A 24163-nucleotide genomic window follows, 5' to 3' on the forward strand; every position below is an offset into this window, starting at 1 on the left:
GAGTGGGGGATCACCCGATCCCATTCCGAACTCGGCAGTTAAGCCCCACCTCGCCGAAAGTACTGCGGCGCCAGGCCGCGGGAGGACAGGTCGTTCCGCTCGCAGGGGGCGCTTTTCTATGCGGCAGCAAGTACCCAATTTACTATCGAGACACCCGAGAGGGTGTCTTTTTCTTTGCGGACGCCACCTTCGACCGTGAATTGGCCTTTGCGTATTCCAGTGGAAACCTGAGGGCGCGTATAATGTTTCCTGGAAAACCAGTGTTCTGCGAACACAGCGGTCTTTTAAGAGAGGATGGTTTCCCTTGAGTTCAGAGATCCCCGAGGATAAGAAGATTGAAGAGGCTCTTAAGAAGCCGGCGAAGCTGCAGGAGCTTGTCGATGCGCTTTCCGATGGAAGCCGTCGTGGTCGTCAGCAGGCTGCTAAGGTGCTCGCTGGGGTGGCAGCGGCCGACCCCGAGGCGCTCGTGCCGCATGCGGCGGCTTTGGTGGACGCTCTCGAGCGCCCTGAGGCTCAGACCCGCTGGGAGTGCCTCGACGCGCTGGCGCAGATCGTGCCTTTCGATTCCCGTGTATGCGATAAGGCCATTCCCGGTGCTGAGACGGCGCTTTTCGATGAGGATAGCGGCCCTCTGCGCTTGGCTGCCGTGCGTTTTCTTTGCAAGCTGGGTGCAACGACCGAGAAGCGTTCCGAGAAAGTGTGGCCGCTGCTCGATGAGGGCATCCAGTGCTATCACGGTGATCTGGAGTTCCAGGATATGCTTCTGGCTGTCATCGACTTCTCTCAGGGAAAGCTCGACGGCAGCGTGAAGACGGCCCTGGCCGATCGCATGCGCTTCGATGCGGAGAACGGACGCGGCATGCTGAAGCGTCGTGCAACGCAAATCGTCGAGAACGTATCTTAAGTTCCAAGGAGATTCATACATGAGCTTTGAGGCATCTTTGAAGGTGGGCGATGCCGCCTACACCTATTTCCCGGTCAGCGCCGTCGACGGCGCGCAGACGCTGCCGTATTCGCTAACGGTGCTGCTAGAAAACGCGCTGCGCTGCGGGCGTACGGCCGACGAGGCTTGCGCTATGGCTGAGCGCATTGTGGCGGCGGGCAACTCCGGTCGGACGGGTGAGGAAGTGGAGTTCTCGCCGGCGCGCGTGCTGTTCCAGGACTTCACCGGCGTGCCGGTGTTCGTAGACTTCGCGGTGATGCGTGAGGCCTGTGCGGAGCTGGGCGGCGATCCCAAGAAAATCAATCCCCAGGTGCCGTGCGACTTGGTCATCGACCACTCGGTCATTGCTGATGTGGCCGGGTGCGCCGGGTGCATGGACGAGAATATGGCCCTTGAGTTCCAGCGCAACAGCGAGCGCTACGACTTTCTGAAGTGGTCCCAGGAATCCTTCGAGAACGTGCGCATCGTGCCGCCCGGACAGGGCATCTGCCATCAGCTAAATATCGAGAAGTTCGCGAGCGTCGTCATGGAGTCGCCCTCGGGCGCAACTGGCGCCGATGGCACGCCGGTGGTGTACTTCGACACCTTGGTGGGCACCGACTCCCATACGCCTACGGCCAACGGCATCGGCGTGCTCGGTTGGGGCGTGGGCGGCATCGAGGCCGAGGCTGCGGCGCTCGGTCAGCCCATTACCACGTTGGTGCCCCAGGTTATCGGCGTGAAGCTCACTGGCGAGCTTTCCGAGGGCGTGTCGGCCATGGACGTGTCGCTCGCTTTCGCTCAGATGCTGCGCGCTCGTGGCGTGGTCGGCTGCTTCGTCGAGTGCTTCGGCCCCGGCGTGGCGGAGCTCACGGCCACTCAGCGTGCCTGCATTTCGAATATGACGCCGGAGTACGGCAGCACCTGCACCTTGTTCCCCGTAGACGACCGCACCCTGGATTACCTGCGTCTTACCGGCCGCAGCGATGCGCAGGTGGCGCTCGTTGAGGCCTACGCCAAGGCCCAGGGCTATTGGAACGACCCCGAGGCGGCGCCGCGCACCTATGCCGAGGTTATCGAGCTCGACCTGTCTACGGTGGAGCCCTCGCTGGCCGGCCCCTCCCGTCCTCACGACCGCATTCCGCTGGCCGAGGCCGGCGAGCGCTTCCGTGCCATCTGCGCCGAGCGCGGTCTGGACGATGCGACGGTCCATGTGGAAATCGCCGGCGAGGACCACGAGCTCACTCACGGCGCCATTGCCATTGCCGCGGTGACGAGCTGCACCACGGCTACCGACCAGGCCATGATGCTCGCCACGGGCCTTATGGCGAAAAACGCTGCCGAGCGCGGCCTTGCGCCGGCTCCCTGGGTGAAGACCATCCTGGCTCCCGGTAGTCGCGCCACCGAGCTGCTGCTCGAGCGTGCGGGCCTCACTGAGCCGCTGCGTCAGCTCGGTTTCTTCACCTGCGGTTTCGGCTGCATGAGCTGCATCGGCAACTCGGGCCCCCTGTCTGAGGCCATGCACGCCATCGCCGACGACATCGAACTGGCCAGCGTGCTTTCCGGCAATCGCAACTTCGAGGGCCGTATTTCTCCCGACGTGTCTCAGAACTACCTGATGCAGCCGGCCAACGTGATTGCCTACGCCATTGCCGGCACCATGGATATCGATCTGGCCAGCGAGCCGCTCGGGTTGGATGGTGAGGGCAAGCCGGTCTACTACGCTGATATCGTCCCCGCCGCCGCAGAGGTGGCCGAGCTGGTGGAGCGCTACGTGACCGCCGATTTGTACGAGCAGGGTGCGGCCGGTATGTTCGAAGGCGACGCCGCCTGGCAAGACCTGGGCGCCGAGCCGAGCGATACCTTTGCCTGGGACGAGGCTTCCACCTACGTGCGTCGTCCCCCGTACTTCGACGGCATGACTCGCGAGGTGGCCGGCCAGGAGCCCATCGAGGGTGCCCGTGTGCTCGGCAACTTCGGCGACTTCATCACCACCGACCATATCTCCCCGGCTGGCGCCATCGCGCCGGACATGCCGGCAGCCGAGTATCTTCAGGCCCACGGTGTGGCCCCGGCTGATTTCAACACCTACGGCAGCCGTCGTGGCAACCACGAGGTGATGATGCGCGGTACCTTCGCTAACGTGAAGCTGCAGAACAAGCTGGCCGAGGGACGCAAGGGCGGTTGGACCCGCGACTTCACCACCGGCGAGATTACGCCTCTGTACTACGCCGCCGAGAACTACGCGGCTGCGGACACACCGGCGGCGGTGCTCGCGGGCAAGATGTACGGAAGCGGCTCGTCGCGCGACTGGGCCGCCAAGGGCCCGATGCTGCTTGGCGTGCGCGTGGCCATCGCCGAGAGCTTCGAGCGCATCCATCGCTCCAACCTCATCGGTATGGGCATTCTGCCGCTGCAGTTTATCGAAGGCCAGAACGCCGAATGGCTCGGCCTTGACGGCTCCGAGACCATCACCGTGGCCCCCATCGACTTTTCCGCAGGCCTGCCCAACCCGGCGCAGGTGAAGGTGACGGCTGAGAAGGCCGATGGCGATACGGTGGAGTTCGACGCCACGGTGCGTATCGATACGCCCACGGAGGGCCGCTATTACGAGAATGGTGGTATCCTGCAATACGTCCTTCGCGACCTGATTGATTAGGAGAATAGAAAGCACTATGGAAGACTTCCGCAACGAGTATTGCATGCACACGGCTACCTGCGGGCAGCTGAGTGCCGACGATGTGAACCAAGAGGTGACGCTCACCGGTTGGGCGTGGCATACCCGCGACCACGGCGGCCTCATCTTCATCGACCTGCGCGACCGCGACGGCTACACCCAGATCGTGGTGGACCCGGATTGCGTGAGCGCCGAGGACTTCCAAAAGGCTGAGCATTTGGGCCGCGAGTATGTGCTGAAGATCACCGGCCGCGTGCGCGAGCGTGCGCCGGAGGCCGTGAATCCGAACATGGTTACCGGCACCATTGAGGTCCTGGCCGATGCCGTGGAGGTGCTGAACACTTCGGTCACGCCGCCGTTCTCCATTGAAGACGGCATCGAGACCGACGAGACCACTCGCATGAAGTGGCGCTATCTGGACATTCGCCGTCCGGAGATGCTCGCCAACCTGAAGCTGCGCCACACAGTGACCCAGGCCATGCGTCGGGCCCTGGACGAACGCGGCTTCCTGGAGATTGAGACGCCCATTCTCGCGAACTCCACGCCCGAGGGCGCCCGCGACTACATTGTGCCGTCCCGCCCCAACCCGGGCAAGTTCTACGCCCTGCCCCAGAGCCCCCAGCAGTTCAAGCAGATGCTCATGGTGGCCGGCGTGGAGCGCTACTACCAGATCGCCCGCTGCTTCCGCGACGAGGATTTGCGCGCCGATCGCCAGCCGGAGTTCACCCAGGTGGATATCGAGATGTCCTTTGTGGAGGGCTACGACGTCACCGATATGATGGAAGGCGTCATGGCCGAGACTTTGAAGGCCGTGGGCGTGGATGACGTCACCTTCCCGCTGCAAAAGATGCAGTACTCCGAGGCCATGCGCCTGTACGGCTGCGACCGCCCCGATGTGCGCTTCGGCATGCTTTTGCACGACATCACCGACATCGTGAAGGACACCGGCTTCAAGGTGTTCGCCTCGGTGGCTCAGTCCGGCGGCATCGTGAAGGCCATCAACGCCAAGGGTGCTGGCGACTGGTCCCGCGGCGAGGTGGAGAAGCTCGCCTCCATCGCCGAGGCCAACGGCGCCAAGGGTATGGCCTGGGTGGCGTTCACCACCGACGGCCAGGAGAAGAGCCCCATTAAGAAGTTCTTCACCGACGAGGAGTGGGCGGCTCTGAAATCCGAGATGGAAGTGGAGCCCGGCGATCTGCTGCTGTTCGCGGCCGATAAGCCCGAAGTGGCCAACGCCGTGCTTTCCGCCCTGCGCCTGCATATGGCCGAGGCGCTGAACATCCCCCGCGAGGGCCACGCGCTTCTGTGGGTCGTGAACTTCCCCATGTTCCGCTACGACGAGGACGAGAAGAAGTACGCCGCCGAGCACCATCCCTTCACCCATGTGCTGAAGGAGGACCTCGACAAGATCGAGAGCGATCCGCTGGCGTGCGGCAGCTACTCCTACGACTTGGTCATGGACGGCTTCGAGGTGGGCGGCGGTACTATCCGTATCCACAGCGCCGAGGAGCAGCGTCGCATCCTGCGCGTCGTGGGCCTTACCGACGAGCAGATCGACGAGAAGTTCGGCCACCTCATCCGCGCACTCGAGCTGGGCGCTCCGCCCCACGGCGGCATCGCGCTGGGTCTCGACCGCCTCGTGATGCTTCTGGCAGGCAAGGACTCCATCCGCGACGTCATCGCCTTCCCGAAGACGAGCAGCGCTTCTGACCCCATGACTGGCGCCCCCTCCGCCGTCACCGGCCGTCAGCTGAAAGACGTGAACCTGCGCATCCTGTAAGGATGGGATGGGTTTCATACTGCTTTCAACAATCGACCCTGGTGCTTCGCCGGGGTCGATTGCTTTTTGCGTCATCTTGCCCGACAGGCCGTCAGCGCCTTGCTGCCCGATCTTTCGTTCGCAGGTATGCTCAAGATGAATCTGTTCGAAAAATTATACTTCAAAGTATTATACTTTGAAGTATAATACGAGCAATCAGCAGGGTTGGGAGGTGCTATGGGTACTTTTGTTGACAGGGCCGATGAGCTGGCAACGCTTGAAGAGCAGTTCGTCTCGGATGAAGCCTCAATGGTAATAATCTACGGGCGGCGCCGAGTGGGCAAAACGGCGCTCATCACTGAGTTTCTAAAAGAAAGACGAGGGCTGTACTTCCTGGCGACCGAAGAATCGGAAGAGCAGAATCGGTTTGCCTTTCAAAAAGAGGCCGCGGCCTTTTGCGAAGACGACCTGCTTGCCCAGGTGACGGTGGATAACTGGGACATTTTGTTCGATCGCCTTACCCAAGGCAGCCAGAAAACAGTGATCGCCCTCGATGAGTTTCAGTATCTTGGAAAGGCAAATCCCGCCTTCCCTTCTATCTTTCAACGAATTTGGGACACCATGCTCTCGAAGCGCAATGTGATGGTAATCCTTTGCGGGTCGCTCATCTCGCTTATGGAGAGCCAAACCCTTTCTTACAGCAGCCCTCTTTATGGACGTCGGACAGCGCAGATTCGCATGAAGCAAATTCCCTTTCGCTTCTACCATGAGTTCTTCTCGCAGAATCTTGATCGCCGCGCGCTGGTGGAGCGCTATAGCGTGACAGGCGGTGTCCCCAAATACATCGAAAGCTTTAAAGAGCCCACGGATATTTACCAGGCCATAGCCAACAAGGTGCTGAACCCCAACAGCTATCTCTTCGACGAGCCGAACTTTCTGCTTTCCAAGGAAGTTGTTGAAGCGGGATCGTATTTTTCCATCTTGAAAGCTATTGCTGCAGGACGCCGAAAGGGCGGCGAGATTGCTTCGGCCCTTAGGGTCAAGCAAACGAATCTGTCGAAGTATTTGAAAGTCCTCGAGAGGCTGGATGTGCTAACGCGAGACGTGCCGGTGACGGAGCTGAATCCCGAGAAAAGCAAGAAGGGGCTTTACCGCATAACCGACAACTACCTCAAGTTCTGGTTCAGCTTCCTTTTTCCGAATAGGGGATTGTTGGAAACGGGTCGGAGCTCGGAGGTGCTTTCCATCATCGAGAAGAGCTTCATCGATCAACAGGTGGCTTTCGCCTATGAGGATATTTGCCGCGATCGCTTGTGGGACGCGAGCCTGCAGGGCCTCCTTCCTTTTAAGGTAAATCGCGTCGGATCGTGGTGGGGGGCAGCGGATGTTGAGCTTGACGTTGTTGGTCTTTCGACGGAGGAGGGAAGGGCCGTTTTTGGAGAGTGTAAGTTTTGGAAAAGCCCGGTAGGCGTGAATGTTCTCAACCATTTGGAAGAGCAAGCGAGCAAAGCTTTGAAAACCTCCGCGTTTGGGCCCTATCGAGATTCGCCGCAGTACGTTCTTTTCAGCATTTCTGGATTTACCGCTGAGCTGAGAGAAGTGGCTCTCCGACGGGGGGACGTGTTACTTCTCGAATAGCCACAAGGGCGTCCGCATTTGCGGGCGCCCTTTTTTGCTAGGCGACGAGGGCTTTCAGGTGTTGTACCGCTTCGGGGGTGAGGTGAAGGCCGGCGGCCATGTAGGTTTCGAAGGTGCCGTAGATACGGTCGATCTCGTCGAAGTAGGCGCGCAGGTAGGCGGGGCGGGCCTCCAAAAACGACATGAGCATGGCGCGCTCGCGGTCGGTCATGCCCGCATCGAGACGGCTCGCCTCTTCGGCGATGAGGTCGGCGTGGTCCTCGTTCACGCGCAGGTAGTCTTCCATGATGGCATCCTCGTCGGCGCCGGTGACGCGCAGCAGGGTGGCGCACAGCACACCGGTGCGGTCCTTGCCGTTCACACAGTGGATGAGCGCCGGACGCCCCTCGGCGGCCATGGAGCGCAGCGCCTGGCCCACAAGCGGGTACTCGCGCACGTAGCGGCGGTAGTTCGCGCACATGCGCTCCTCCGGCTCGCCGTACTTTCCGATGACGCCGGCGATGAGGCGCTTGTCAGAATCTTTGCGGCGGTGCTCCGTGGAAGGCTCCAGGGCCACAGTGCGCATGCCCACGATGTAGGGCTCCGGGTGCGCCGCCACCTCGGCGGCAGTGCGCAGGTCGTAGATGGTGGCGATGCCCAAGGCCTGAGAGAGGAAGGCCGCTTCCTCGCCGGTGAGGTTCGTCAGCTCGCGCGAGCGAAAGATGCGCGCGTCTTTGAACGAGCCGCCCACGGCGCGAATGCGCGCGTTGCCGAAGGTGCCTCCGGCGGGCAGCGCCTCGAAGGCGAAGCCGGCTACGAGACTCGAGGGCTCGCCGTCTTCGGTCACAGGTCGCACCTTCAGCAGGTAGCGGCCAGGCGACTGCGGTGTATAGACGAACCGCCAGTTCACGCCACGGCTCTTGTCCACAGCGGTCGTGGGGTAGGCCGTCCACGAGGTGCCGTCGTCCAACGAGAACTCCATAGCGCAGATGGTGCGGTCGAAGTCGTCCACGTACCCCGAGAGCTCGATGGGGCATCCCACGTAGTAGGGCGGCCGCGTGCTGGGTGCAAGCGGTTTTTCTGAGCTGCCGGTCATGGGGTCCCTCCTGTGCCAATCTTACCGATAGAGCTGAGCCGCGGTGACGAGATGCAGCGTAGCGTCACGCTCTGCACGTTGTTCCAAGTCATCCGAAAAACCCTCTCTCGCGAAGAGGTATCGGTCAATCTGGCCGTCGAATTTCATGCGTGCGATCTTCTCGTCAAGTTCGCCAAGCACCTTTTCGCCAACTACGCCGCTTCCGAATTTGCATTCTCCGAAAAGCTTGAAAGCTCCCTTCGGGCGGTTGCCCGCCGGCTTCGAAAGACCCATGGCATCAATCTCGACCTGTTTGTTCCAGAAGCGCCCGATGTCGGCGAACCGGGCAGGCAGCGCGCCTTGGCGGTTCTGACTGCGCAACCACGAGCGGCAAATGTCCTCAAAGGACGCTGCGGCGAATTGCGTCAGAGCCGGCTCGACGTCGAACTGATAGACGCCGTCCATGTCGAGCATTTCCAAGTCAGATTTGTTGGGGAAAACGAAGGCGTACCAGAAGCGGAAGAACTCATCGGCCATGCGGTAGAGCCCGCGTCCGCCCTTCGAGGTTTCCTTGAGGCTTGCGTCCACGGAAAACTCACGTTCGATGATGCCGAGCTCGATGAGGTATTTCAGATAGACGCTCGCCTTTTGCGCATCTACCATGGAACGGCTAGCGATTTCGCTCAGCGATGCCGCGCCCAAGGCGACGGCTTGGATGATGCTGTTGTAGACAGCCGTTTCACGCAACTCCTGATGCAGGAGGAACTCGACCTCGCTGTAGAGGGCGCATCCTTTGGTGAGCACATGGCGCTTGATATTGTCGGCAAGGCTAAGACGGTCTTCGAATTGCGCCAGATAGTGCGGAATGCCGCCGAGGACGGAGTAGGCGAGCACCTGGTCAGTCGCCGAGAACGAGGGAAAGAACTCCGCGGCTGTAAGGTAGTCCATGGGCTCCATCTTGAGTATTCCCGTCGCGCGCCCGTAAAGGGGATTTTTCTCGGCGAGCAACTCGTTTTCGATATAGCTCATGGCGCTGCCGCAGAGCACGATCATGAGGTTTTCCGACTTCAAGGCGGCGTCCCACAGATTCTGAAGAACCGAGGGCAGCGACGGGTCTGATTTCACGAGATAGGGGAACTCGTCGATGATGAGCAGCGTTCGTCCCTCGGTGGGTAGGGCGGTTATCTCGCCAAGGGCGTCGGTCCAGCTTTCGAAGCGGGACACGTAGCGCGATGCGGGGGAGCCGGCCTCGAAGAGGCGCCGAGAGAAAAGCGCGAGCTGTTCCTCGCGTGTGGCCTCGGGCGAGGCGAAGAAAATATGCGGCTTGTCTTTCGCGAACTCGAAGAGCGTTTCGGTTTTTCCCACGCGGCGACGCCCGTAGAGGAATACGAGCTGGGCTTTGGAGGAGTTATAGCAATCGTTGAGGAACGAAAGCTCGTGCTGCCGTCCGATAAAGCGCATAAGATGTGCTCCTGAATTCTCAACATCGAATGAACGCCCAGAGTATGCTATTCAAATCTAGATTTGTCAAATCGTGTTTTGAATAAAGCAACAACTTCGTCGCAGATACGCTTTGATTGGAAATGCCCCTGAGCACGCGACAAGGAAATCGACTTCTCAAAAGCCTAAGCCTTCTCGTTTTTGCTCATGAAATTTTACATAGGTGCGGATGTTGCGCACTTCGCTATTCCCCTATGATGCGCAGGCGCGTTTGGTAAAGGGATTCCACGGATCGGTTGCGCAGAGCGACGGGGTCGGCCAGGCAGCTGGTGTAGCAAAGGTAGTCAGTTGTGAAGTTGTGCTGCGCGGCGTAGGAAAAGAGGCGCTCAGTGGCCCAGGTAGTGACGCATTTTCCGTGGCAGGCGCCTACGTTGCGCAGGCACTCGCCCATAACGGTGAGAAAGTTGCCTGCCGGAATCTCTTCGCTCCGGTCGATTATTGAGGCAAGATGATGGTCGATGCCAAGATACACATGGCGGTACAGGCCGCGTTTTCTGATGTGATCGTTGCGTGTGCCGATGACGCCGACATTACGAAAGGCGATGGAGATAGGAATGTCGAGCTCCTTCTCATTTAAAAGGCGCACGACAGCGTGCTTGGCCTTTAAGAGAATCTCTTGCCACTGAACATCGCAGGGATGGTGTCGAAGTTCCAGCGGAGGAAGCCCCAGCTCGTCGCAGGAGAAAACAATTATGGGCGCGGCATGCTGGTGGGTAATTTGCACCGAGGGTAGGACGTTGCGCTCTTTCCCCAAAACTCGTCGTGACCGAAGGCCGGCTTCTAGCTCTTGGGCTGTGTCACGCGCCGAGGCAAGCACGGCCTGCTCCTGGTCAAGCGCTTCGATGCGTTGCCGAATCTTCTCTTCAAGCAGTTCGTCGTTGTTCGAGGCAAGTACCGCCCGAATGCTATCGAGGCTCATACCTATAGCCTGGAGACGTTGGATGAGGTCAAGCACATAGCGCTGGTCAGACGAGTAATAGCGTCGACCGTTCAGCTCGTCCACGATATCGGGAACGAGGAGGCCCTTGTCGTGATAAAGACGAAGGGTCTTCTTGCTGACGCAATTGCTCTCAGCCATTTGACCGATAGTGAGCTTGCGAGCCTCTTTGTTGGGTGTGTCCCGGTTGACCATGTCTTGTTCCTGCCCCAATTTCGATCAAATCAATCGCATTCGCCCAAAAACTCACGCAATAACGGTTCGTGGAAATCCCTTGAAAGCTACCTAGGGGAGCATTCTATCCTACTCAAAACCGCGTGCCAAGTCGCGGGACCAATGAGATTGGAGGGACCTATGAGGAGAGATGCGGTCACCAGGCGTGAGCTTGTTGCGGGATGCGCCCTGGGCGCTGCTGCTGCGACTGCGGGGTTGGTTTTACCCCCGGTTCGCGCCAACGCGCGAGAGCCCGATGACGACGGCAAGAGCGCGGAGGCGCGACAGTGCGGCTTTCTTATGAACGTGCAGCGCTGCGCCAACTGCGGAAAATGCGTTGAGGCATGTCGGAGCGCCAATCAGACACCCCTGCGGTTCGAGGCTCGTCGGCGGATTGTGGTTTATCGCGATCGGGCGGACCGTGCTCACCCGGTCTCGCTTTCGTGCATGCACTGCGAAAGCCCTTCTTGTGCGACGGTTTGTCCTGCGGCGGCCATTAGCAAAGGGCCTGGCGGCATTGTGACGGTTGACGAAACGCGCTGCATCGGATGCAAGTATTGCTACGAGGCGTGCCCCTTCGAGGCGCCCCGCTACGATGAGGTAAGTATGTATAAATGCGACTGTTGTCGCTCGGCTGGCGTGCAGGTGGGCGACACACCTTACTGTGTCCGGGCTTGCAAGACCCAGGCCTTGCGCTATGGGCAATTGAACGATTTGCTGGAATTGTCCGAGAGGGTCCAGCGCATTGAAGGTCCGACGAAGCCCAGCGCGGCGCTGGTTTAGGCGCACGATGCTGCACTTCAGTAAGGAGTTTATTAGATGGAGGAATTGCAATTAATCTGGGGCTGGCAACCTGCGCTGTACTTGTTTTTGGGCGGTTTGGGGGCCGGAACTGCGGTAGTTGCGGGGATTGCGTACTTGAAGTACCGCAATGCGGCTCGCTCGCTTGTGAATGGGGCTATGTGGGTGGCAGTTGCGTGTTTGTGCGCGGGTCTGTTGCTGTTGGTCACCGAGCTAATTGCCCCCTTGCGTGGTTTGATGCTGTGGCAGAGTTTCAGCCACTTCACGTCGTGGATGACGTTCGGCGCTTGGGTGGTGTTCGCTGCCGTGGTGGTGTTTGGCTGCTTGGCCCTGCTCACGACGCCTGCGGTGATGCGCGGGATTGTTCGCAGCTCGAAACGTCCGCCGAGCTGCTTGCTTCCTGGCGCAAACGAGCCATATGATCGCGTCCGCGCGGCGCTTGCCGTGCTTTCCGTTGTGTTGGGAATAGGGGTGGCGGCCTATACGGGCATCTTGCTTATGAGCGCTCCGGGCGTGCCCTTGTGGAACACGCCCCTCTTGCCCTGCCTGTTTACGGTGTCCGCCCTCGATACCGGCGTTGCTGCCGTAGAGCTCATGGTAGTGCTTGGCGTCCGTCGCGGATCTGCTCCCTCCTCTCTCGGGAGGCAGCTGACGGTTGCCGTTCTCGTGCTTGTCGTTATCGAGACGGCTGTATTGGCGGCTTTTATGGTGCTGGCATATATGGGCAACCCTTTGGGTGGTGTCGAGTCGGTATCGTTCGCCGAAACAGCGGCGCTATCCGCGGCACTGCTTGTCGGAGGGCCTTTGGCTCCCTGGTTTTGGGTCGCCTTCGTGCTCTGCGCGTTGGTCGTCCCGGGGGTGAGCTCTGCGTTGGCGCTGGTCGGCAAGGGCGGCCATGGTGCTTCTGCTTGCGGGGCAGTGAGCGTGCTCGTCGGCGGCTGTGCGCTGCGCTTTCTGGTTTTACTGGCTGGGCTTCATGTTGACTACGTAGCTGACGCTTTCTTGGCTGTGCTTGGGTAGGACAGCCGCGATTTACTTAGGAGATGAGAAACTTATGCGGAGAAAATGGACCATGGCATTGGGGTGCTGGGCCCTCATCGGCACGCTCGCAGTCGCAACAGGCTGCAGTGGGGCCGGGGCGCTGGCGCCGGAGGATGAAGTTGCGCCCGACGCCATCTTGACGACGCCGGCGGTGTTTGTGGACGACGACGGAGATCTTATTCAGCTCGCGCCCGACGATGATGCGAGCGATTCGGTGTATTTTCAGCAGGATCCCTACGTGCAGTACAACACCAACTACCTGCATGCTGATGAGCGCGGTTGCAAATCGTGCCACGCTGATTTGAAAGCAATGCTCATGGAGTCGGCCTACAACCATCCCGGCCGTGACGGGGTGGACACTGAGTGGACGGTTAAGACGTGCCGCGGCTGTCACAGCAGCTCCAATAACGAAGACTATTTCACTGAAAGCGGTCTTTTCGGCGATCTTATGCACGCTACTCACATGGACGTGGAAACGGAATGCTGGAATTGCCATGCAACGTCCTCTACCTCTATGACAGGGCATTTTACCGACGATGATGGCAAAATGCTCCTGTGGGAGGATGCCCGCGCGAATGCTCTGCGAGGGTTCATCGATATAGCAGCCGACGCGGTGGACGAGAGCGCCTTCTCCTTTGATCAGGAGGAGGTTGTCGATCCTGAGACGCTGTTCAATCTTACCCCCCAGTTCTACGAGAACGACTATATGCGCGCTGAGAAAACGCGCAACAACGAGCCATTGGACGAGAAAATGCTCGAGGAGTGGACTGTGACGGTGTCGGGCGAGGTGAGCCAGGAAAAGACCTTCAACCTCAAAGAACTCATCGATGACCCAAGCGTGCCCAAGGTAACCCAGAAAATGAAGTGGCATTGCGTCTTGAATCCATTTGGCGGTAACGGTATCGGTCAGGTTGAGGCCACGGGCATCCCCGTATCTTATTTGGTAGAGCAATGCGGCGGATTGACGGGGGACGCGGCCTCCATTTTGCCTATCGGTGCAGATGGTTTTCAGGACGTTGGCGGTGTCGATATATCCCACTACGAGAGCAACGTGTCCATAATTGCCTACGAGATGAATGGAGAGCCTTTGACGTGGAATAACGGTTATCCCGCTACATTCATGATGACCGGAGTGGGCACCGGCTGCTTTGTCAAAGAAGTGGGTGACATCGTGTTTCAGGGGCCCGATGGCCCGCTGTGGGATCCGGCCGGATGGGATAAATCGGTGGACGACCACAGCAATTTCAACAATCCCAACATTGGCATTATCGGTTTGAAGGATGGACAGGTAGTGAGAACTGGTGAGACGGTCTCTATTGGCGGCTATGCCGACGCTTTCGACCGCGTTATCACAAGCATAGAACTGTCCTTTGATCGAGGAACCACGTGGAAAACGCTGCCTACGCCGGGAACCGACAACGCTCGCTGGGTGAAGTGGAGCTATGACTTTACGCCCGAGGAGGACGGCACCTACTACGTGATGGCTCGGGCCACCTCGGACGAAGGCGTGACCTCCGATCTCACCGTTGACTGCATGCTCACTGCCACCGCCGATCCCGATTCGATTGCTTTAGGCAATGGCGCTGCTCCGGTCGACGAGATTTAGGGAACTGGAAAGGAAGGTACTTATCATGACACTATCTCGTAAAACTTCCGCCTGTTTGCTTACGGGAGGCGCGCTGCTCCTTGCTTCCGCGCCGTTAGCTCAGGCTGTGGCGGTGTCTGCTCCGGAGGCTGTTGGCGGGCAGGGCGCTCCTGTCAGCAAGGTGTCGGTTGCTGCTGAGGCAGCCGACTGCGTCTTTCAGGAAATAGCTGATATCCAGGGCGAGTTCCAATGGGGTCAAAACACAGTCGTCTCCAACGACTACCTTGTTCGCCATATTTACGGTGCCGCGAGACATCTTTGCGGCCAGACAAGCGATACGGAGCCCGTAGCGCCAAACGTTGGATTTGGAGGTGCGGTAGATGCCATCAAGGTGTCCGGCGACGTAGCGCATGAGTTCGTTGCCGATGTGGGTGAGTTCCAGGAAAAAGCACCCATCCGATCCATTCTCGGCTGCACATGCTCGGGAAATCCTCACGACGGCCACGCTACGGGCAATGCGCTTGTCGAGGGTTTCAGGCTGAGTGCTCTTATCGAAGAAGCGAGTCTTCACGAGGATGTGAACACCATTGTTTTTACCAGCGCTGACGGAACGAGCTTGGCTTTGCCGTTGAGCTACGTTACTCAGCGCTACAGCGTTATCGTCACGACGTTGAACGGTGAGCCTCTTGCCGATGTAGCCGGGTGCGAGAATCAGCTATGGCTCAGTACGTCCGGCGCTCGCAATTTTTTGCAAGATGTGGTGGCGATTACCTTTGAGACCCGAGAGGAAGCTCCGATAGTGCCTGCTGCGCCAACTGCCCCATCGGTGGGGCTTCTTGAAGGTGCGGCTGATTAGATGATTGCCCCGCTATTTGGTCGCGTGGGGATGCCCGTGAAAGTGTCTGGCTACGCTCAGGATTTTGAACTACCCATTGTAGGTGTGCGCTTCTCCTGCGACGATGGTGCCACTTGGACGCAGTTTGATATCGCTGACGCTCGGGTTGAGCGCGTCGTGAATTGGAGCTTTTCCTTCACGCTGCCTCGCCCGGGCCAGTATCGATTGCTGGTGCGTTCAGTGCGTATCGATGGCGCCGTTTCGAAGGAGAGCGCTTCGGTGCCAATTACGATAGAGCCTTAGACCAGCATGCTGCTTTGCGACGCAAGCCGATAGCGATTTGTCTGGTTGGTTGGAGACAACGAGAGAGGCCGCTCCCCGGGTTGGGGAGCGGCCTCTTTGTGGAGGGGAGGGAAGGAGGGAAAGCTGCTATTTCGTGCCGTTGGTGAATTCGAAGTAGGTATCTGCCTTTTGCAGGCCCACGGACAAGGCCTCGTTGAAGGCGGCTACAATGTCGGCGGGTTCCGAAGTTGCGGGCATTGACTGGGACTCGATGACCTCGCGGGCGAGATCATCGAGGACTGCCGTGTCGGCTTCTTGCCTTACGGGAAAATCGATGGCCGCGACTCTGCGCGTGTCATCTTCGACGGTGACGCGCACTTGCAGCTCGCCGGCGTTGGTTTGGGCGGCAGCGGTGTACGTGCCTCCGACATAGGTGCCGGCTAGTTGATGCCCCAATATCCAGCCCGAGGCGGTGAAGGGGCCGACGCCGCCATTGAGCGAATCCATGCCTTCCATAAGCGGCGTGGCGCCCACGGTCTGCCCGATGGCGTACAGGCCGGGAATGGGCGCGCCGGCGCTGTCGGTGACGGCGAAATCGCGATTCACGACCACGCCGCCGTAGTTCATGATCATGCCGGGCTTGGTCTCGATGACGTAGTAAGGTCCTTCCTCGGAAAAATGCATGAAGTTCAGCAATCGTCCAAAGTCGGTATCTTCTCCTGTGGCGACCATCTGGTTGTAATGGGCCACTTCTTCGGCCAGCTCTGCCAGTTCGTAGGTCTCGATAATGTCGCTCAGCGTATCGTGTTTGGTGGCATAGCCTTTCTCGACAAGATCGACGAGTTCGAGGCGTGCCGGGTATAGATCCCAGCCGTTCTTGTCCATGATGTAATAATGGGTGGAGTCTTCTGGGCTGTGGAGCGCGGCTGTTTTGGGAACGAAGCCATAATCGGCGTAAGAGCCGTCGCCTTCGCTCACGAAGCGGCGCCCGCTCTTATCGACTACGATGCTGTAGAAACAAGTGAAAAAGGGGATGTTGCGGCCGCTTTTCTCGAGAGAGAGCATAGAGGGCGCAACGTCCATGCTGTGGAAAGTGCCGCCGAGTTCTTCTACCCATTCCAGATGGTCGCCAGTGTCGCCGTTGCAGAAGGAGTTTACTACATTCGCGAAATCGGGCAGGTACTTTTGCAAAGCCTCGAGATTGTTCGTGTAATTGCCCGTGGCGAGGACCACATTCTTTGCCTGCACCGTGAACTCGTGACCGTCATCCTGCTCGGCCGTTATACCGATAACTGTATTGCTCGCGTCGGTTATCAGGGAAGTTGCGGCCACTGAGGTGAAGATTTGGACGCCCGCCTCGCGAGCAGCTTGGGCCATGCGCGCTGCTACCTGGGCATTTCCCTCGCGCCACCGAGGTGCCGCGAGGCGCGACGCGTCCATGTAGATGGGCGCGAACGGATCGTCCTCGTAGGGGACGAACAGCACGCCCATATCCAGCAGGTCATTCATGGCTTCGCCGATGCGAATGTACTCGCGGTTTGAGATGGGTGTGGAATAATCGTAGTAGGGAACCCAGGCCTCGCCGCCGAGTCTGAGTCCGTCTTTCATGCCTCCAGCGCACAACCAGGTGCTATCGCAGCGCAGCATGGACCCGCCGAGGTTCGGAGTCTTCTCGAGAAGCGCTACCGAAAGGCCGTCTCGGGCTGCCGTTATGGCGCACATGAGTCCGGCTACGCCGCCGCCGACTATCGCCACATCAGCTGAGAGATCCTCAATAGGAGAGGTGGCCGGTTGGAATGTAGGGGCGCTTTCGAAGCGCTGACGTACCCCGGCTTCTTCCAGGGCGTTCCCTACGGCATCAAGGGCCGCTCGGCTGGAATAGGTGGCGCCTGTCACGATGTCGACATTCAGGGTCTGGCCGGAAAGGATGTGCGACGCCACCTGCTCCATAGCGGGCACGGCGAAGCCGGGGGTCTCGAAGTTTTGCTCGAAAACAATAGATTGAATGGCTCCATTTGGGGAGATGTCTACCTGTGCTGTTACCGGCCCCCCACATCCTTGAGCGGTGCCGGCGTGCGTACCCGGAATCACGCCTTCGGCTGCTGCAGAGGGCGCTTCGGCGCTTCCTTTGCCGTGGCCGTTCGATGGAGAACAGCTCGAGAGCGCGATGGCCGCTACGGCTGCAGCGCTGCCAACGATGAGCTGGCGCCTATTGATTTTACCCATAACCACTCCTTCTTCTGGGATAGCCTTTGCGCCCCGCACGGGGGAGGCGGCGGGGCGCAAAAAAAGCTAAATCCTCCCCTTAGGGAGTCTTCAATAGGTTCTGCTAGGATTGTGAATGGCATGTGAAGAGATGCGGTATGCTATCATACAGCTCAATGATACTTTGACTGATGGGAAGACGCCTGTGTTCGACAGCTTAAAAGTGGATGACAAGTCCGGCGTTCCCGTGTGGGTTCAGATTCGCAACTACATGATTTTCCTCATTCGTTCGGGCCAGCTGCGTCCGGGGGACACGCTGCCCACGGTGCGGCAGCTGGCAGTTGATTTGGGCGTGAACTACAACACCATCCACAAGGTGTACCAGGACTTGGAAACCGACGGACTCATCAACTCAGGGCGAGGAAGGCGCTCCACGATTGCTGACATTGATCGTGATTCGCTGGACTTGCCCGAGTCGCCCATCGACGCGGTAATCGAAGAGCTGGTCCGTGTTGCTCGCGAATCGGGCATTACGAAGCAGGACGTCATGACGCGAGTGGAAGAGGCGCTCGCCAACTTGGGATAAAGCGGCAGAGCTGAGGTGCAGGGCGGTGGCCCATCACCTATGCTGAATGAAAGGGCTTCTCATGGCTGATCAGAAATCTTACTTTGATGAGCCGGGCGACATCACGTCCGACGATACGACTATTGCTACCGAAGCGAGTTTTGACGAGACGACGACGAGCCGCACCGGTGCTGCTGTCATCCGCATCGTGCTGGCGGTGCTGCTGTTTGCGCTATTCGCCGCTCTGTCGTGGTTCACCGGATCGGGTTGGTCTGTCATTGTAGGACTACTGGCGGCGCTCGTGTTGTTTAGCTGCACTCATGTGGTGTTGGAATGGGAGCGCGCTGTAGTATTGCGTTTCGGCAAATTCCACCGTGTAGCGGGGCCGGGCCTCGTCTTCATGTGTCCGATCGTTGACTCGGTGACGGCTACGGTGGATATGCGCATGCGCTCGACAGCCTTCAAGGCCGAGCATGTGTTGACGGCCGACTTGGTGCCAGTGGACGTGGACGCTGTGTTGTTCTGGACGGTGTGGGATGCTGAGAAGGCTTGTGCCGAAGTGAAGAACTACGTTCGGTTGGTGTATTGGGTGGCCCAAACCACCTTGCGCGATGTAATGGGAGCCGTGACTATTGCCCAGCTCTCCACCCGTCGCACGCAGATAGACAAGGAGGTGGCCGACATCTTGGAGCAGAAGACCAACGAGTACGGTATCACCGTGCTGTCGGTGGAGATTCGCGATATCGAGGTGCCATCCGATTTGCAAGAGGCCCTGTCGGCTGAGGCTCGCGCCGAACGAGAGAGCAATGCACGCATCATGCTGGCCGAGGTGGAGAAAGAGGTCTCCGAGATGTTCGTGGAAGCTGCCGATACGTATGGCGACCCATCGGCAGCGCTGCAGCTGCGGGCCATGAGCTTTGTGGCTGACTCGGTTAAAGAGAAGGGCGGTCTTGTGGTGGTGCCGAGCGCACTTTCAGAAGCCTTCGATGGTTTGCAGAAAATCGCGAGAGGATAGAAGCTGCGCTGCTTGACGTGTGGGGGTGCCGTAGCTTTCTTTGGCTGTCGAAAATCGGGGCCCTTCTAAAAAAGAATCATAAAAGTCTAAGATAGTTATTCTAAATCATAGAGATTTGTGATACTCTTCCTTCCAGAGAGTAGTATTCGACTCGATAGGAGGAGGAAGTTATGAGGAAACAGGCTCTTATCGCCGTTGCCATTTGTGGCGCCATGGGGCTGTCGCTTGTGGCATGCGTGCCGGATGTCGAGAAAGCTGCGGAGGAGACGGGCGGCGAGCCCATGCTCAACAGTTCCATCCCCACGGCCCCGGCGCAGCGCGGTTCCACCATGCAGGAGGAGTATGCTTTCCATGAGCAGCTGGCGGAGGACTACGCTCCCCGCGTTGTGACGAAGGAGGATGGCCGTCAGGTTCAGCTGACGCCCGATTCTCTTACCTGGCGCTCGACGCGCGATATGCCCAGCGCATACAACATTCTTTATCTGAATGCCGATGAGCGCGGGTGCGAGTCCTGCCACACCAATGGTCTGGCCGATTTGGTGGACAACCATTTGAGCCGTACCCACTACCCGCTCGATTGGGGCCTGGGCACCAAAATTGACGTTAACGATTGCGTGAGCTGTCATCGGGAGCAAGTAGCGACGGCTGGCTCCTTGCGCCCTCTGTCCCAGATTATCCACGGGATTCACGAGCGCGATTCTTTCGACGGGGACTGCATGTCGTGCCATATCGAGTCGCTTGATGGCGAGGGCTTCGAGTTGTGGGAGAACGGCAAGTACGATGCTTTTATGGGTGTGAACAAGATTGAGAACGTGCAGGGCAACTTCACGTTCGACCAGGACACTCTTGCCGGGGAGCCTATCTTCACCTATCCGTCGTTCTCGGGCGATGTGGTGGCGCAAAATCTCACGGCTGCCAACAGCGGTCCTGAACCCTCCGATGAAATGTTCGATACATGGGAGATTTCCATTTCCGGCATGGTGGACAATCCGTTCACGATCACGCTGAAAGATCTCGTCGAGCAAGCTCCGAGCGAGACTTTCATCAGCAAAGGCAGCTGCTGCATTAATTCCGTGGGCGGTGAGTACATCTGCAACGTCGAGGTCACGGGCGTTCCGCTATCCTGGGTTCTCGATAAGGCTGGCGTCCAGGATGGTGCGGTGTCGTTGACGCCGGTTGGTTCTGACGGCTTTTGCACTGACGTGAGCGGCTTTGCCTTCAAGCATTCTCTCGAGGACATTGCCGAAGAGGGAGCGTGGCTTGTCTACGAGATTAACGGAGAGCGTCTGAGCAACGGCACCGGTTTCCCCGTTCGCCTCTGGGCTCCGACCCATTCCATTTCTGCATCTACCCGTTGGCTCACCGAGATGATTGTCACCGACGAGCCGGCAGAGTACGAGGACGGCAGCTTGCGCCGTGCCTACACGCCGGAGCAGGAGGAAGCCTTTGCCGGCGAATTCGTCAACAAGCCTACGGCGGGCATCTGCAACACTTACGAGGGCGAGATCATCAAGGTTGGCGAAGAGTACGTGTTCGAGGGTTATGCCAATGGCGATGACGAGGACATCGTGGCCGTCGAGTTTTCGATGGACAATGGGAAGACGTGGACGCGCTACGAGACCCCCAATACCGAGAAAGACAAGTGGGTGTACTGGCACTTTGGCTTCACTCCTCAGGAGAAGGGCGCCTATGTGCTCTCAGTGCGCGCCGTCTCCGACGGGCTTGGCGCTGCGAATCGCTGGGACAAGCTTATGGTGAACGCGAAGTAGTGGCGGCTGTTTGATAACGTAGATGAGAGTGAGGAGATATTCCATGACTACCTTGAAGAAAACCGCCGCTCTTGGGGCCAGCGCACTGGTGGCACTAGGCGGAGTGGGCGCCACCTTCGTCGCGGCGACGACGGCCTCGGCGCAGCAACCTGACGACGTGACAGCGGTTTCCCATGTCGTGAGCGCTGAGACGGCTATCGTGCGGCCGGCGCAGGTCCAAGGCTCCTTCAGCTTCACCCAGACGGAGGTGGCCACCAACGATGATCTGGGGCGCCTTATTGGAGAGGCGTCGAAGTACCTCTGCAATGCCCAGGCGATGGCGGTCAACGAGGATGCGAGCGCCGACGAATGGATGTTTTCCGTGCGTGGAGCTGTGAAAAATCCCGAGATTATGTCGCTGGCCGAGTTCCGTGATTCCGGGTATGCGAAGACCTTGGTAATGGGATGCAGCTGTATGGGCAACCCGGTGGACGGTCGTGCTTCGGCCAATGCTCAGATAACGGGCATTCCCCTGGTCGATCTGTTGGAAGTGGTCGAGCCTGAAGAGCGGGCCAACACTATCGTGTTCACCTCGGCCGACGGCTATGAAGTGGCGCTTCCCTTGACCTATGTCGTGCAGCGTAACGCCGCCATGGTTTTCGCCGTGAACGATTCCCCGCTTGTGGAGTCAGTTGGCGGTGTAAACCAGCTGTGGCTCGGATCGACGCCGGCGAGCTACTTCGCGCGCGACATCGTGGCCATCGAGGTTCAGGAGCGCCAGACGCCCCCGCCGAGCCCCGCCAGTGAAGAGGCTCGTGCGGAGCTGGCGACCCTTCCCAACATCGGTGTTCTTTATGGCGGTGAGGTGCGGTAAACGATCTTCGGGGCACTCAGCGCTGGGAATGCCCCGCTCGTTAGAGGAGATGAAAGGAGGAGCGATTATGATCGATGGGACCGCACTTACCCGGCGGGGCTTTCTCGCGGGCTGCGCTGCGGCGACGGGAACGCTTGTCATCGGTATTGCCTCGGTAGATGACGCATCGGCGGTCGAGGAGGCTTCCTCGGATGGACGGCGCCAGTATGGGTTTCTGTGCGACATGAATAAGTGTGCCGGATGCAAGAACTGCGTTGATGCCTGTCGCGACGCGAATCATCTTTCCGAGCGTACGGCAGATCGTCGGCGCGTCGAGGTATACATGAACTCACGGAGCAACAACGTATATGTTTCGACCTCTTGCATGCATTGCGCCGACCCCAATTGCCTGCGCGTCTGCCCCGCCGGTGCCATAAAGAAGGGGGACGCGGGTATCGTGTCGGTTGATGTCGACCGGTGCATCGGCTGCAAGTATTGCTTCCAAGCGTGCCCCTATGGTGTTCCCCGATACAACGAGGTGGCCATGGACAAGTGCGACTGCTGTCTGGGGGCCGGCGTGGCTCCGGGGGAGACGCCCCATTGCGTGCAAGCATGCAAATTCGGGGCTCTGCAGTACGGGCCGCTGGACGATCTGCGCGCAGAGGCCGAGAGCTGCGGTGCTCGTCCCGTGCCGGTGGGCGATGCGGGGAATCCGTCCTGTCTGCTTATAGGCGAGAGGGGATAGGGTTATGTTGCAATTGACGTGGAGCTGGCAACCTGCCCTCTATCTCTTCCTGGGAGGCATGGGCGCAGGCGCATTCATCATGGCCGCCGTGTTGTTCCTGATCGATCGAACAAGGCATCGCCTGATTGTGTGCGTATCGATGTGGGCGGGCTTTGCCTGTCTGGCCGTTGGGCTGATGCTCTTGCTCTCCGAGCTCATTACTCCTGTGCGCGGTATGCTCATGTGGCAGAGCTTCAGCAACTTCGCCTCGTGGATGACCTATGGTGCCTGGGGAGCATTCGGCGCTCTGGCGGTGTTCGCCCTCTCGGCTCTTCTGGCCATGCGCCCGGTGGGGAACTGGCTTGCGAAGAAGTGGAAGTGGTTCGGCAAGACGACCACGAAGGCAGACGATGCTGCGAAAGGTGCGACGAAAGCTGTTCCCAATGGCGTGAAGTTGCGGACGGTGCTGGCGGTAATTGGCATCGCCCTGGCTGCCTTTGTGGCGGTGTATACGGGCATGCTGCTCATGACTGCAGGGGGAGTGCCTTTGTGGGACTCGCCGTTGCTGCCGTGCCTGTTTACCGTTTCGGCGCTAGACACCGGTGTCGCGCTCGTGGAGGTTATCGCGGTCTTGCTGACGAAGAGGGATCCGTTGGCCCATCGCGCCGCTATGCTGATGGAGCGTATCGTGATAGTGCTCGTTGTGCTTGAGATGATTGTTCTAGGGGTTTTCCTGGGTGGTTTGCTCGGCGCCGACCCAACTACGCCGTACGCTGCGGCCGGAACCGCTTCGGCGGAGCTGCTGGCCACGGGCGGCTTGTCCACGGTGTTCTGGGGCATGGTGGTGGCCTGCGGGCTGGTGCTGCCGCTCGTGATGGCAGCGCTCGGTCTGGCGCTGCGCAAGCGTGACACCAAGCCGCTCATGGCCCTGGGCGCCATCGGCGCCCTCATTGGCGGCTGCGAGTTGAGGTTTCTCGTTCTGGCCGCCGGCGTGCACGCCGATGTGCTGGCCTCGACAGTGATGGGGCTCATTCTCTAGATCGGTTCATTTCGGAGCTTGCCGCTCTTCTTCCCGGCAAGCCTGTAATCGGTGTCTGGCAGCTGGCTGTAGCTGCCGGACACCTTGGTTGTTGCCAATTTTGGAAGAGAACGGAGTGCGACATTGATGCCGAATTGGGAAAAAGTTCCTCGGGTGCTGCCGCGGACCCTTTGTGCTGTCGCACTTTGCGCCGCAATGGGCCTGGGCGGATGCGCTGTGACGAATTCCTCTGGCGAAGAAGAGCAGGCTCTTTCTGCGCAAGGCCCGAAGGATTCGGGTGCGGTCGAGGATACGGAGGCCTCACCGGCGGCAGCTGCCGACACCGGATATGATGCGAATGCCGATGCGAGTGTCGGCGGCGGGACGGGCGCCACTTGGAAAGACAACGAGGGAGTAGGCATTGGAGTTGTGCCCGACGCGCAGCGCATAAGCGCCGCAGAACTCTCCGAGGTGATCGCGCAAGACGCTTCCCTGCAGGTGATCGACGTTCGGTCTGTGCGCGACTTTGCGGAGGGCTATATTCCTGGGTCGAAGAACATACCGGCGGGCGGCCAATTCGATATACGCATCGATGAGGTTGACGCAGGTTCTCCTGTGGCGATCGTGGCTAGCGAAGATGATGCGATGGGCGCTGCCTGGCAGACGTTGGTGGACGCCGGCCATCGTCCGGAAGATGTCGTGGTGCTGTCGGGCGGAATGACAGCATGGCAGGAAGGCGGTTACGCTCTTATGAAGAAGGACGTTCAGCTCCACTGCTGAGGGCGACGGGA

The 24163-nt window shown here is 59.3% G+C and carries 20 protein-coding genes and 1 rRNA gene; 17 read left to right on the forward strand and 4 right to left on the reverse strand.

Translation table 11 applies throughout. The features are described from left to right. The 5 genes from rrf to VJ923_RS10990 all read left to right on the forward strand — a co-directional run. A 5S ribosomal RNA gene (gene rrf, locus VJ923_RS10970) occupies positions 1 to 102 on the forward strand; the annotation flags it as partial. A gap of 202 nt (positions 103 to 304) precedes the next feature. Next, a complete protein-coding gene (locus VJ923_RS10975) occupies positions 305 to 904 on the forward strand; it encodes a HEAT repeat domain-containing protein (protein WP_326441418.1) in 600 nt (199 codons plus the stop codon). Positions 905 to 923: 19 nt separating this feature from the next. After that, entirely contained in the window at positions 924 to 3581 is a 2658-nt protein-coding gene (acnA, locus tag VJ923_RS10980) for an aconitate hydratase AcnA (RefSeq protein WP_326441420.1), read from the forward strand. 16 nt (positions 3582 to 3597) lie between these two features. After that, complete coding sequence (gene aspS / locus VJ923_RS10985) at positions 3598 to 5379, forward strand: aspartate--tRNA ligase (RefSeq protein ID WP_326441422.1); 1782 nt, start codon at positions 3598 to 3600, stop codon at positions 5377 to 5379. Between the two features lie 216 nt (positions 5380 to 5595). Next, positions 5596 to 6996 (forward strand): ATP-binding protein, encoded by a 1401-nt coding sequence (locus VJ923_RS10990; protein ID WP_326441424.1) that lies wholly within the window; start codon positions 5596 to 5598, stop codon positions 6994 to 6996. A gap of 37 nt (positions 6997 to 7033) precedes the next feature. Here the strand turns inward: VJ923_RS10990 and VJ923_RS10995 are convergent, their stop codons facing one another. The 3 genes from VJ923_RS10995 to VJ923_RS11005 all read right to left on the reverse strand — a co-directional run bounded on the left by VJ923_RS10995 (position 7034) and on the right by VJ923_RS11005 (position 10682). Continuing rightward, positions 7034 to 8071, reverse strand: coding sequence for a tyrosine-protein phosphatase (locus VJ923_RS10995; protein WP_326441426.1), 1038 nt, complete (start codon positions 8069 to 8071; stop codon positions 7034 to 7036). Between the two features lie 21 nt (positions 8072 to 8092). Next, on the reverse strand, positions 8093 to 9511 hold the full coding sequence (locus VJ923_RS11000) for an ATP-binding protein (protein ID WP_326441428.1): 1419 nt from the start codon (positions 9509 to 9511) through the stop codon (positions 8093 to 8095). A gap of 223 nt (positions 9512 to 9734) precedes the next feature. Next, on the reverse strand, positions 9735 to 10682 hold the full coding sequence (locus VJ923_RS11005; RefSeq protein ID WP_326441430.1) for a MerR family transcriptional regulator: 948 nt from the start codon (positions 10680 to 10682) through the stop codon (positions 9735 to 9737). A 465-nt stretch (positions 10683 to 11147) separates the two neighbouring features. Here VJ923_RS11005 and VJ923_RS11010 point away from each other — a divergent pair, with 465 nt between their 5' ends. The 5 genes from VJ923_RS11010 to VJ923_RS11030 are packed head-to-tail and all read left to right on the forward strand — an operon-like array spanning position 11148 to position 15265. Then, complete coding sequence (locus VJ923_RS11010; RefSeq protein ID WP_326441525.1) at positions 11148 to 11483, forward strand: 4Fe-4S dicluster domain-containing protein; 336 nt, start codon at positions 11148 to 11150, stop codon at positions 11481 to 11483. Between the two features lie 36 nt (positions 11484 to 11519). Further along, entirely contained in the window at positions 11520 to 12521 is a 1002-nt protein-coding gene (gene nrfD, locus VJ923_RS11015; protein WP_326441432.1) for an NrfD/PsrC family molybdoenzyme membrane anchor subunit, read from the forward strand. Between the two features lie 52 nt (positions 12522 to 12573). After that, positions 12574 to 14148 (forward strand): molybdopterin-dependent oxidoreductase, encoded by a 1575-nt coding sequence (locus tag VJ923_RS11020; protein ID WP_326441434.1) that lies wholly within the window; start codon positions 12574 to 12576, stop codon positions 14146 to 14148. A gap of 25 nt (positions 14149 to 14173) precedes the next feature. Continuing rightward, positions 14174 to 14983: a molybdopterin-dependent oxidoreductase gene (locus VJ923_RS11025; RefSeq protein ID WP_326441436.1), complete on the forward strand. Its 810-nt coding sequence runs from the start codon at positions 14174 to 14176 to the stop codon at positions 14981 to 14983. After that, positions 14984 to 15265 carry a molybdopterin-binding protein gene (locus VJ923_RS11030; protein ID WP_326441438.1) on the forward strand — a complete coding sequence of 94 codons (282 nt, stop codon included), beginning with the start codon at positions 14984 to 14986 and terminating at the stop codon, positions 15263 to 15265. Positions 15266 to 15391: 126 nt separating this feature from the next. On the opposite strand, the gene VJ923_RS11035 is transcribed toward VJ923_RS11030, so the two are convergent. Beyond that, entirely contained in the window at positions 15392 to 17470 is a 2079-nt protein-coding gene (locus VJ923_RS11035) for an FAD-dependent oxidoreductase (RefSeq protein ID WP_326441440.1), read from the reverse strand. A gap of 184 nt (positions 17471 to 17654) precedes the next feature. Here VJ923_RS11035 and VJ923_RS11040 point away from each other — a divergent pair, with 184 nt between their 5' ends. The 7 genes from VJ923_RS11040 to VJ923_RS11070 all read left to right on the forward strand — a co-directional run bounded on the left by VJ923_RS11040 (position 17655) and on the right by VJ923_RS11070 (position 24152). Beyond that, positions 17655 to 18035, forward strand: coding sequence for a GntR family transcriptional regulator (locus VJ923_RS11040; RefSeq protein ID WP_326441442.1), 381 nt, complete (start codon positions 17655 to 17657; stop codon positions 18033 to 18035). Positions 18036 to 18096: 61 nt separating this feature from the next. After that, on the forward strand, positions 18097 to 19029 hold the full coding sequence (locus VJ923_RS11045) for a slipin family protein (protein ID WP_326441444.1): 933 nt from the start codon (positions 18097 to 18099) through the stop codon (positions 19027 to 19029). A gap of 170 nt (positions 19030 to 19199) precedes the next feature. After that, complete coding sequence (locus VJ923_RS11050; RefSeq protein ID WP_326441446.1) at positions 19200 to 20798, forward strand: molybdopterin-dependent oxidoreductase; 1599 nt, start codon at positions 19200 to 19202, stop codon at positions 20796 to 20798. A 43-nt stretch (positions 20799 to 20841) separates the two neighbouring features. Beyond that, complete coding sequence (locus VJ923_RS11055; protein WP_326441448.1) at positions 20842 to 21651, forward strand: molybdopterin-dependent oxidoreductase; 810 nt, start codon at positions 20842 to 20844, stop codon at positions 21649 to 21651. A 67-nt stretch (positions 21652 to 21718) separates the two neighbouring features. After that, positions 21719 to 22375 carry a 4Fe-4S dicluster domain-containing protein gene (locus VJ923_RS11060; protein ID WP_326441450.1) on the forward strand — a complete coding sequence of 219 codons (657 nt, stop codon included), beginning with the start codon at positions 21719 to 21721 and terminating at the stop codon, positions 22373 to 22375. 4 nt (positions 22376 to 22379) lie between these two features. After that, entirely contained in the window at positions 22380 to 23393 is a 1014-nt protein-coding gene (gene nrfD / locus VJ923_RS11065) for an NrfD/PsrC family molybdoenzyme membrane anchor subunit (RefSeq protein ID WP_326441452.1), read from the forward strand. Positions 23394 to 23609: 216 nt separating this feature from the next. Beyond that, on the forward strand, positions 23610 to 24152 hold the full coding sequence (locus VJ923_RS11070; protein ID WP_326441454.1) for a rhodanese-like domain-containing protein: 543 nt from the start codon (positions 23610 to 23612) through the stop codon (positions 24150 to 24152). The last annotated feature ends 11 nt before the right edge of the window (positions 24153 to 24163 follow it).

It is taken from the genome of Adlercreutzia shanghongiae (genome assembly GCF_035830635.1).
In the GTDB taxonomy this organism is placed as follows: Bacteria; Actinomycetota; Coriobacteriia; order Coriobacteriales; family Eggerthellaceae; genus Adlercreutzia; species Adlercreutzia shanghongiae.

What these genes read in the sequence shown, in the direction of transcription:
- acnA (WP_326441420.1), top strand. Translation starts at nt 924, where the DNA reads ATGAGCTTTGAGGCATCTTTGAAGGTGGGCGATGCCGCCTACACCTAT.
- aspS (WP_326441422.1), top strand. Translation starts at nt 3,598, where the DNA reads ATGGAAGACTTCCGCAACGAGTATTGCATGCACACGGCTACCTGCGGG.
- VJ923_RS10990 (WP_326441424.1), top strand. Translation starts at nt 5,596, where the DNA reads ATGGGTACTTTTGTTGACAGGGCCGATGAGCTGGCAACGCTTGAAGAG.
- VJ923_RS10995 (WP_326441426.1), bottom strand. Translation starts at nt 8,071, where the DNA reads ATGACCGGCAGCTCAGAAAAACCGCTTGCACCCAGCACGCGGCCGCCC.
- VJ923_RS11000 (WP_326441428.1), bottom strand. Translation starts at nt 9,511, where the DNA reads ATGCGCTTTATCGGACGGCAGCACGAGCTTTCGTTCCTCAACGATTGC.
- VJ923_RS11005 (WP_326441430.1), bottom strand. Translation starts at nt 10,682, where the DNA reads ATGGTCAACCGGGACACACCCAACAAAGAGGCTCGCAAGCTCACTATC.
- VJ923_RS11010 (WP_326441525.1), top strand. Translation starts at nt 11,148, where the DNA reads ATGCACTGCGAAAGCCCTTCTTGTGCGACGGTTTGTCCTGCGGCGGCC.
- nrfD (WP_326441432.1), top strand. Translation starts at nt 11,520, where the DNA reads ATGGAGGAATTGCAATTAATCTGGGGCTGGCAACCTGCGCTGTACTTG.
- VJ923_RS11020 (WP_326441434.1), top strand. Translation starts at nt 12,574, where the DNA reads ATGGCATTGGGGTGCTGGGCCCTCATCGGCACGCTCGCAGTCGCAACA.
- VJ923_RS11025 (WP_326441436.1), top strand. Translation starts at nt 14,174, where the DNA reads ATGACACTATCTCGTAAAACTTCCGCCTGTTTGCTTACGGGAGGCGCG.
- VJ923_RS11030 (WP_326441438.1), top strand. Translation starts at nt 14,984, where the DNA reads ATGATTGCCCCGCTATTTGGTCGCGTGGGGATGCCCGTGAAAGTGTCT.
- VJ923_RS11035 (WP_326441440.1), bottom strand. Translation starts at nt 17,470, where the DNA reads ATGGGTAAAATCAATAGGCGCCAGCTCATCGTTGGCAGCGCTGCAGCC.
- VJ923_RS11045 (WP_326441444.1), top strand. Translation starts at nt 18,097, where the DNA reads ATGGCTGATCAGAAATCTTACTTTGATGAGCCGGGCGACATCACGTCC.
- VJ923_RS11050 (WP_326441446.1), top strand. Translation starts at nt 19,200, where the DNA reads ATGAGGAAACAGGCTCTTATCGCCGTTGCCATTTGTGGCGCCATGGGG.
- VJ923_RS11055 (WP_326441448.1), top strand. Translation starts at nt 20,842, where the DNA reads ATGACTACCTTGAAGAAAACCGCCGCTCTTGGGGCCAGCGCACTGGTG.
- VJ923_RS11060 (WP_326441450.1), top strand. Translation starts at nt 21,719, where the DNA reads ATGATCGATGGGACCGCACTTACCCGGCGGGGCTTTCTCGCGGGCTGC.
- nrfD (WP_326441452.1), top strand. Translation starts at nt 22,380, where the DNA reads ATGTTGCAATTGACGTGGAGCTGGCAACCTGCCCTCTATCTCTTCCTG.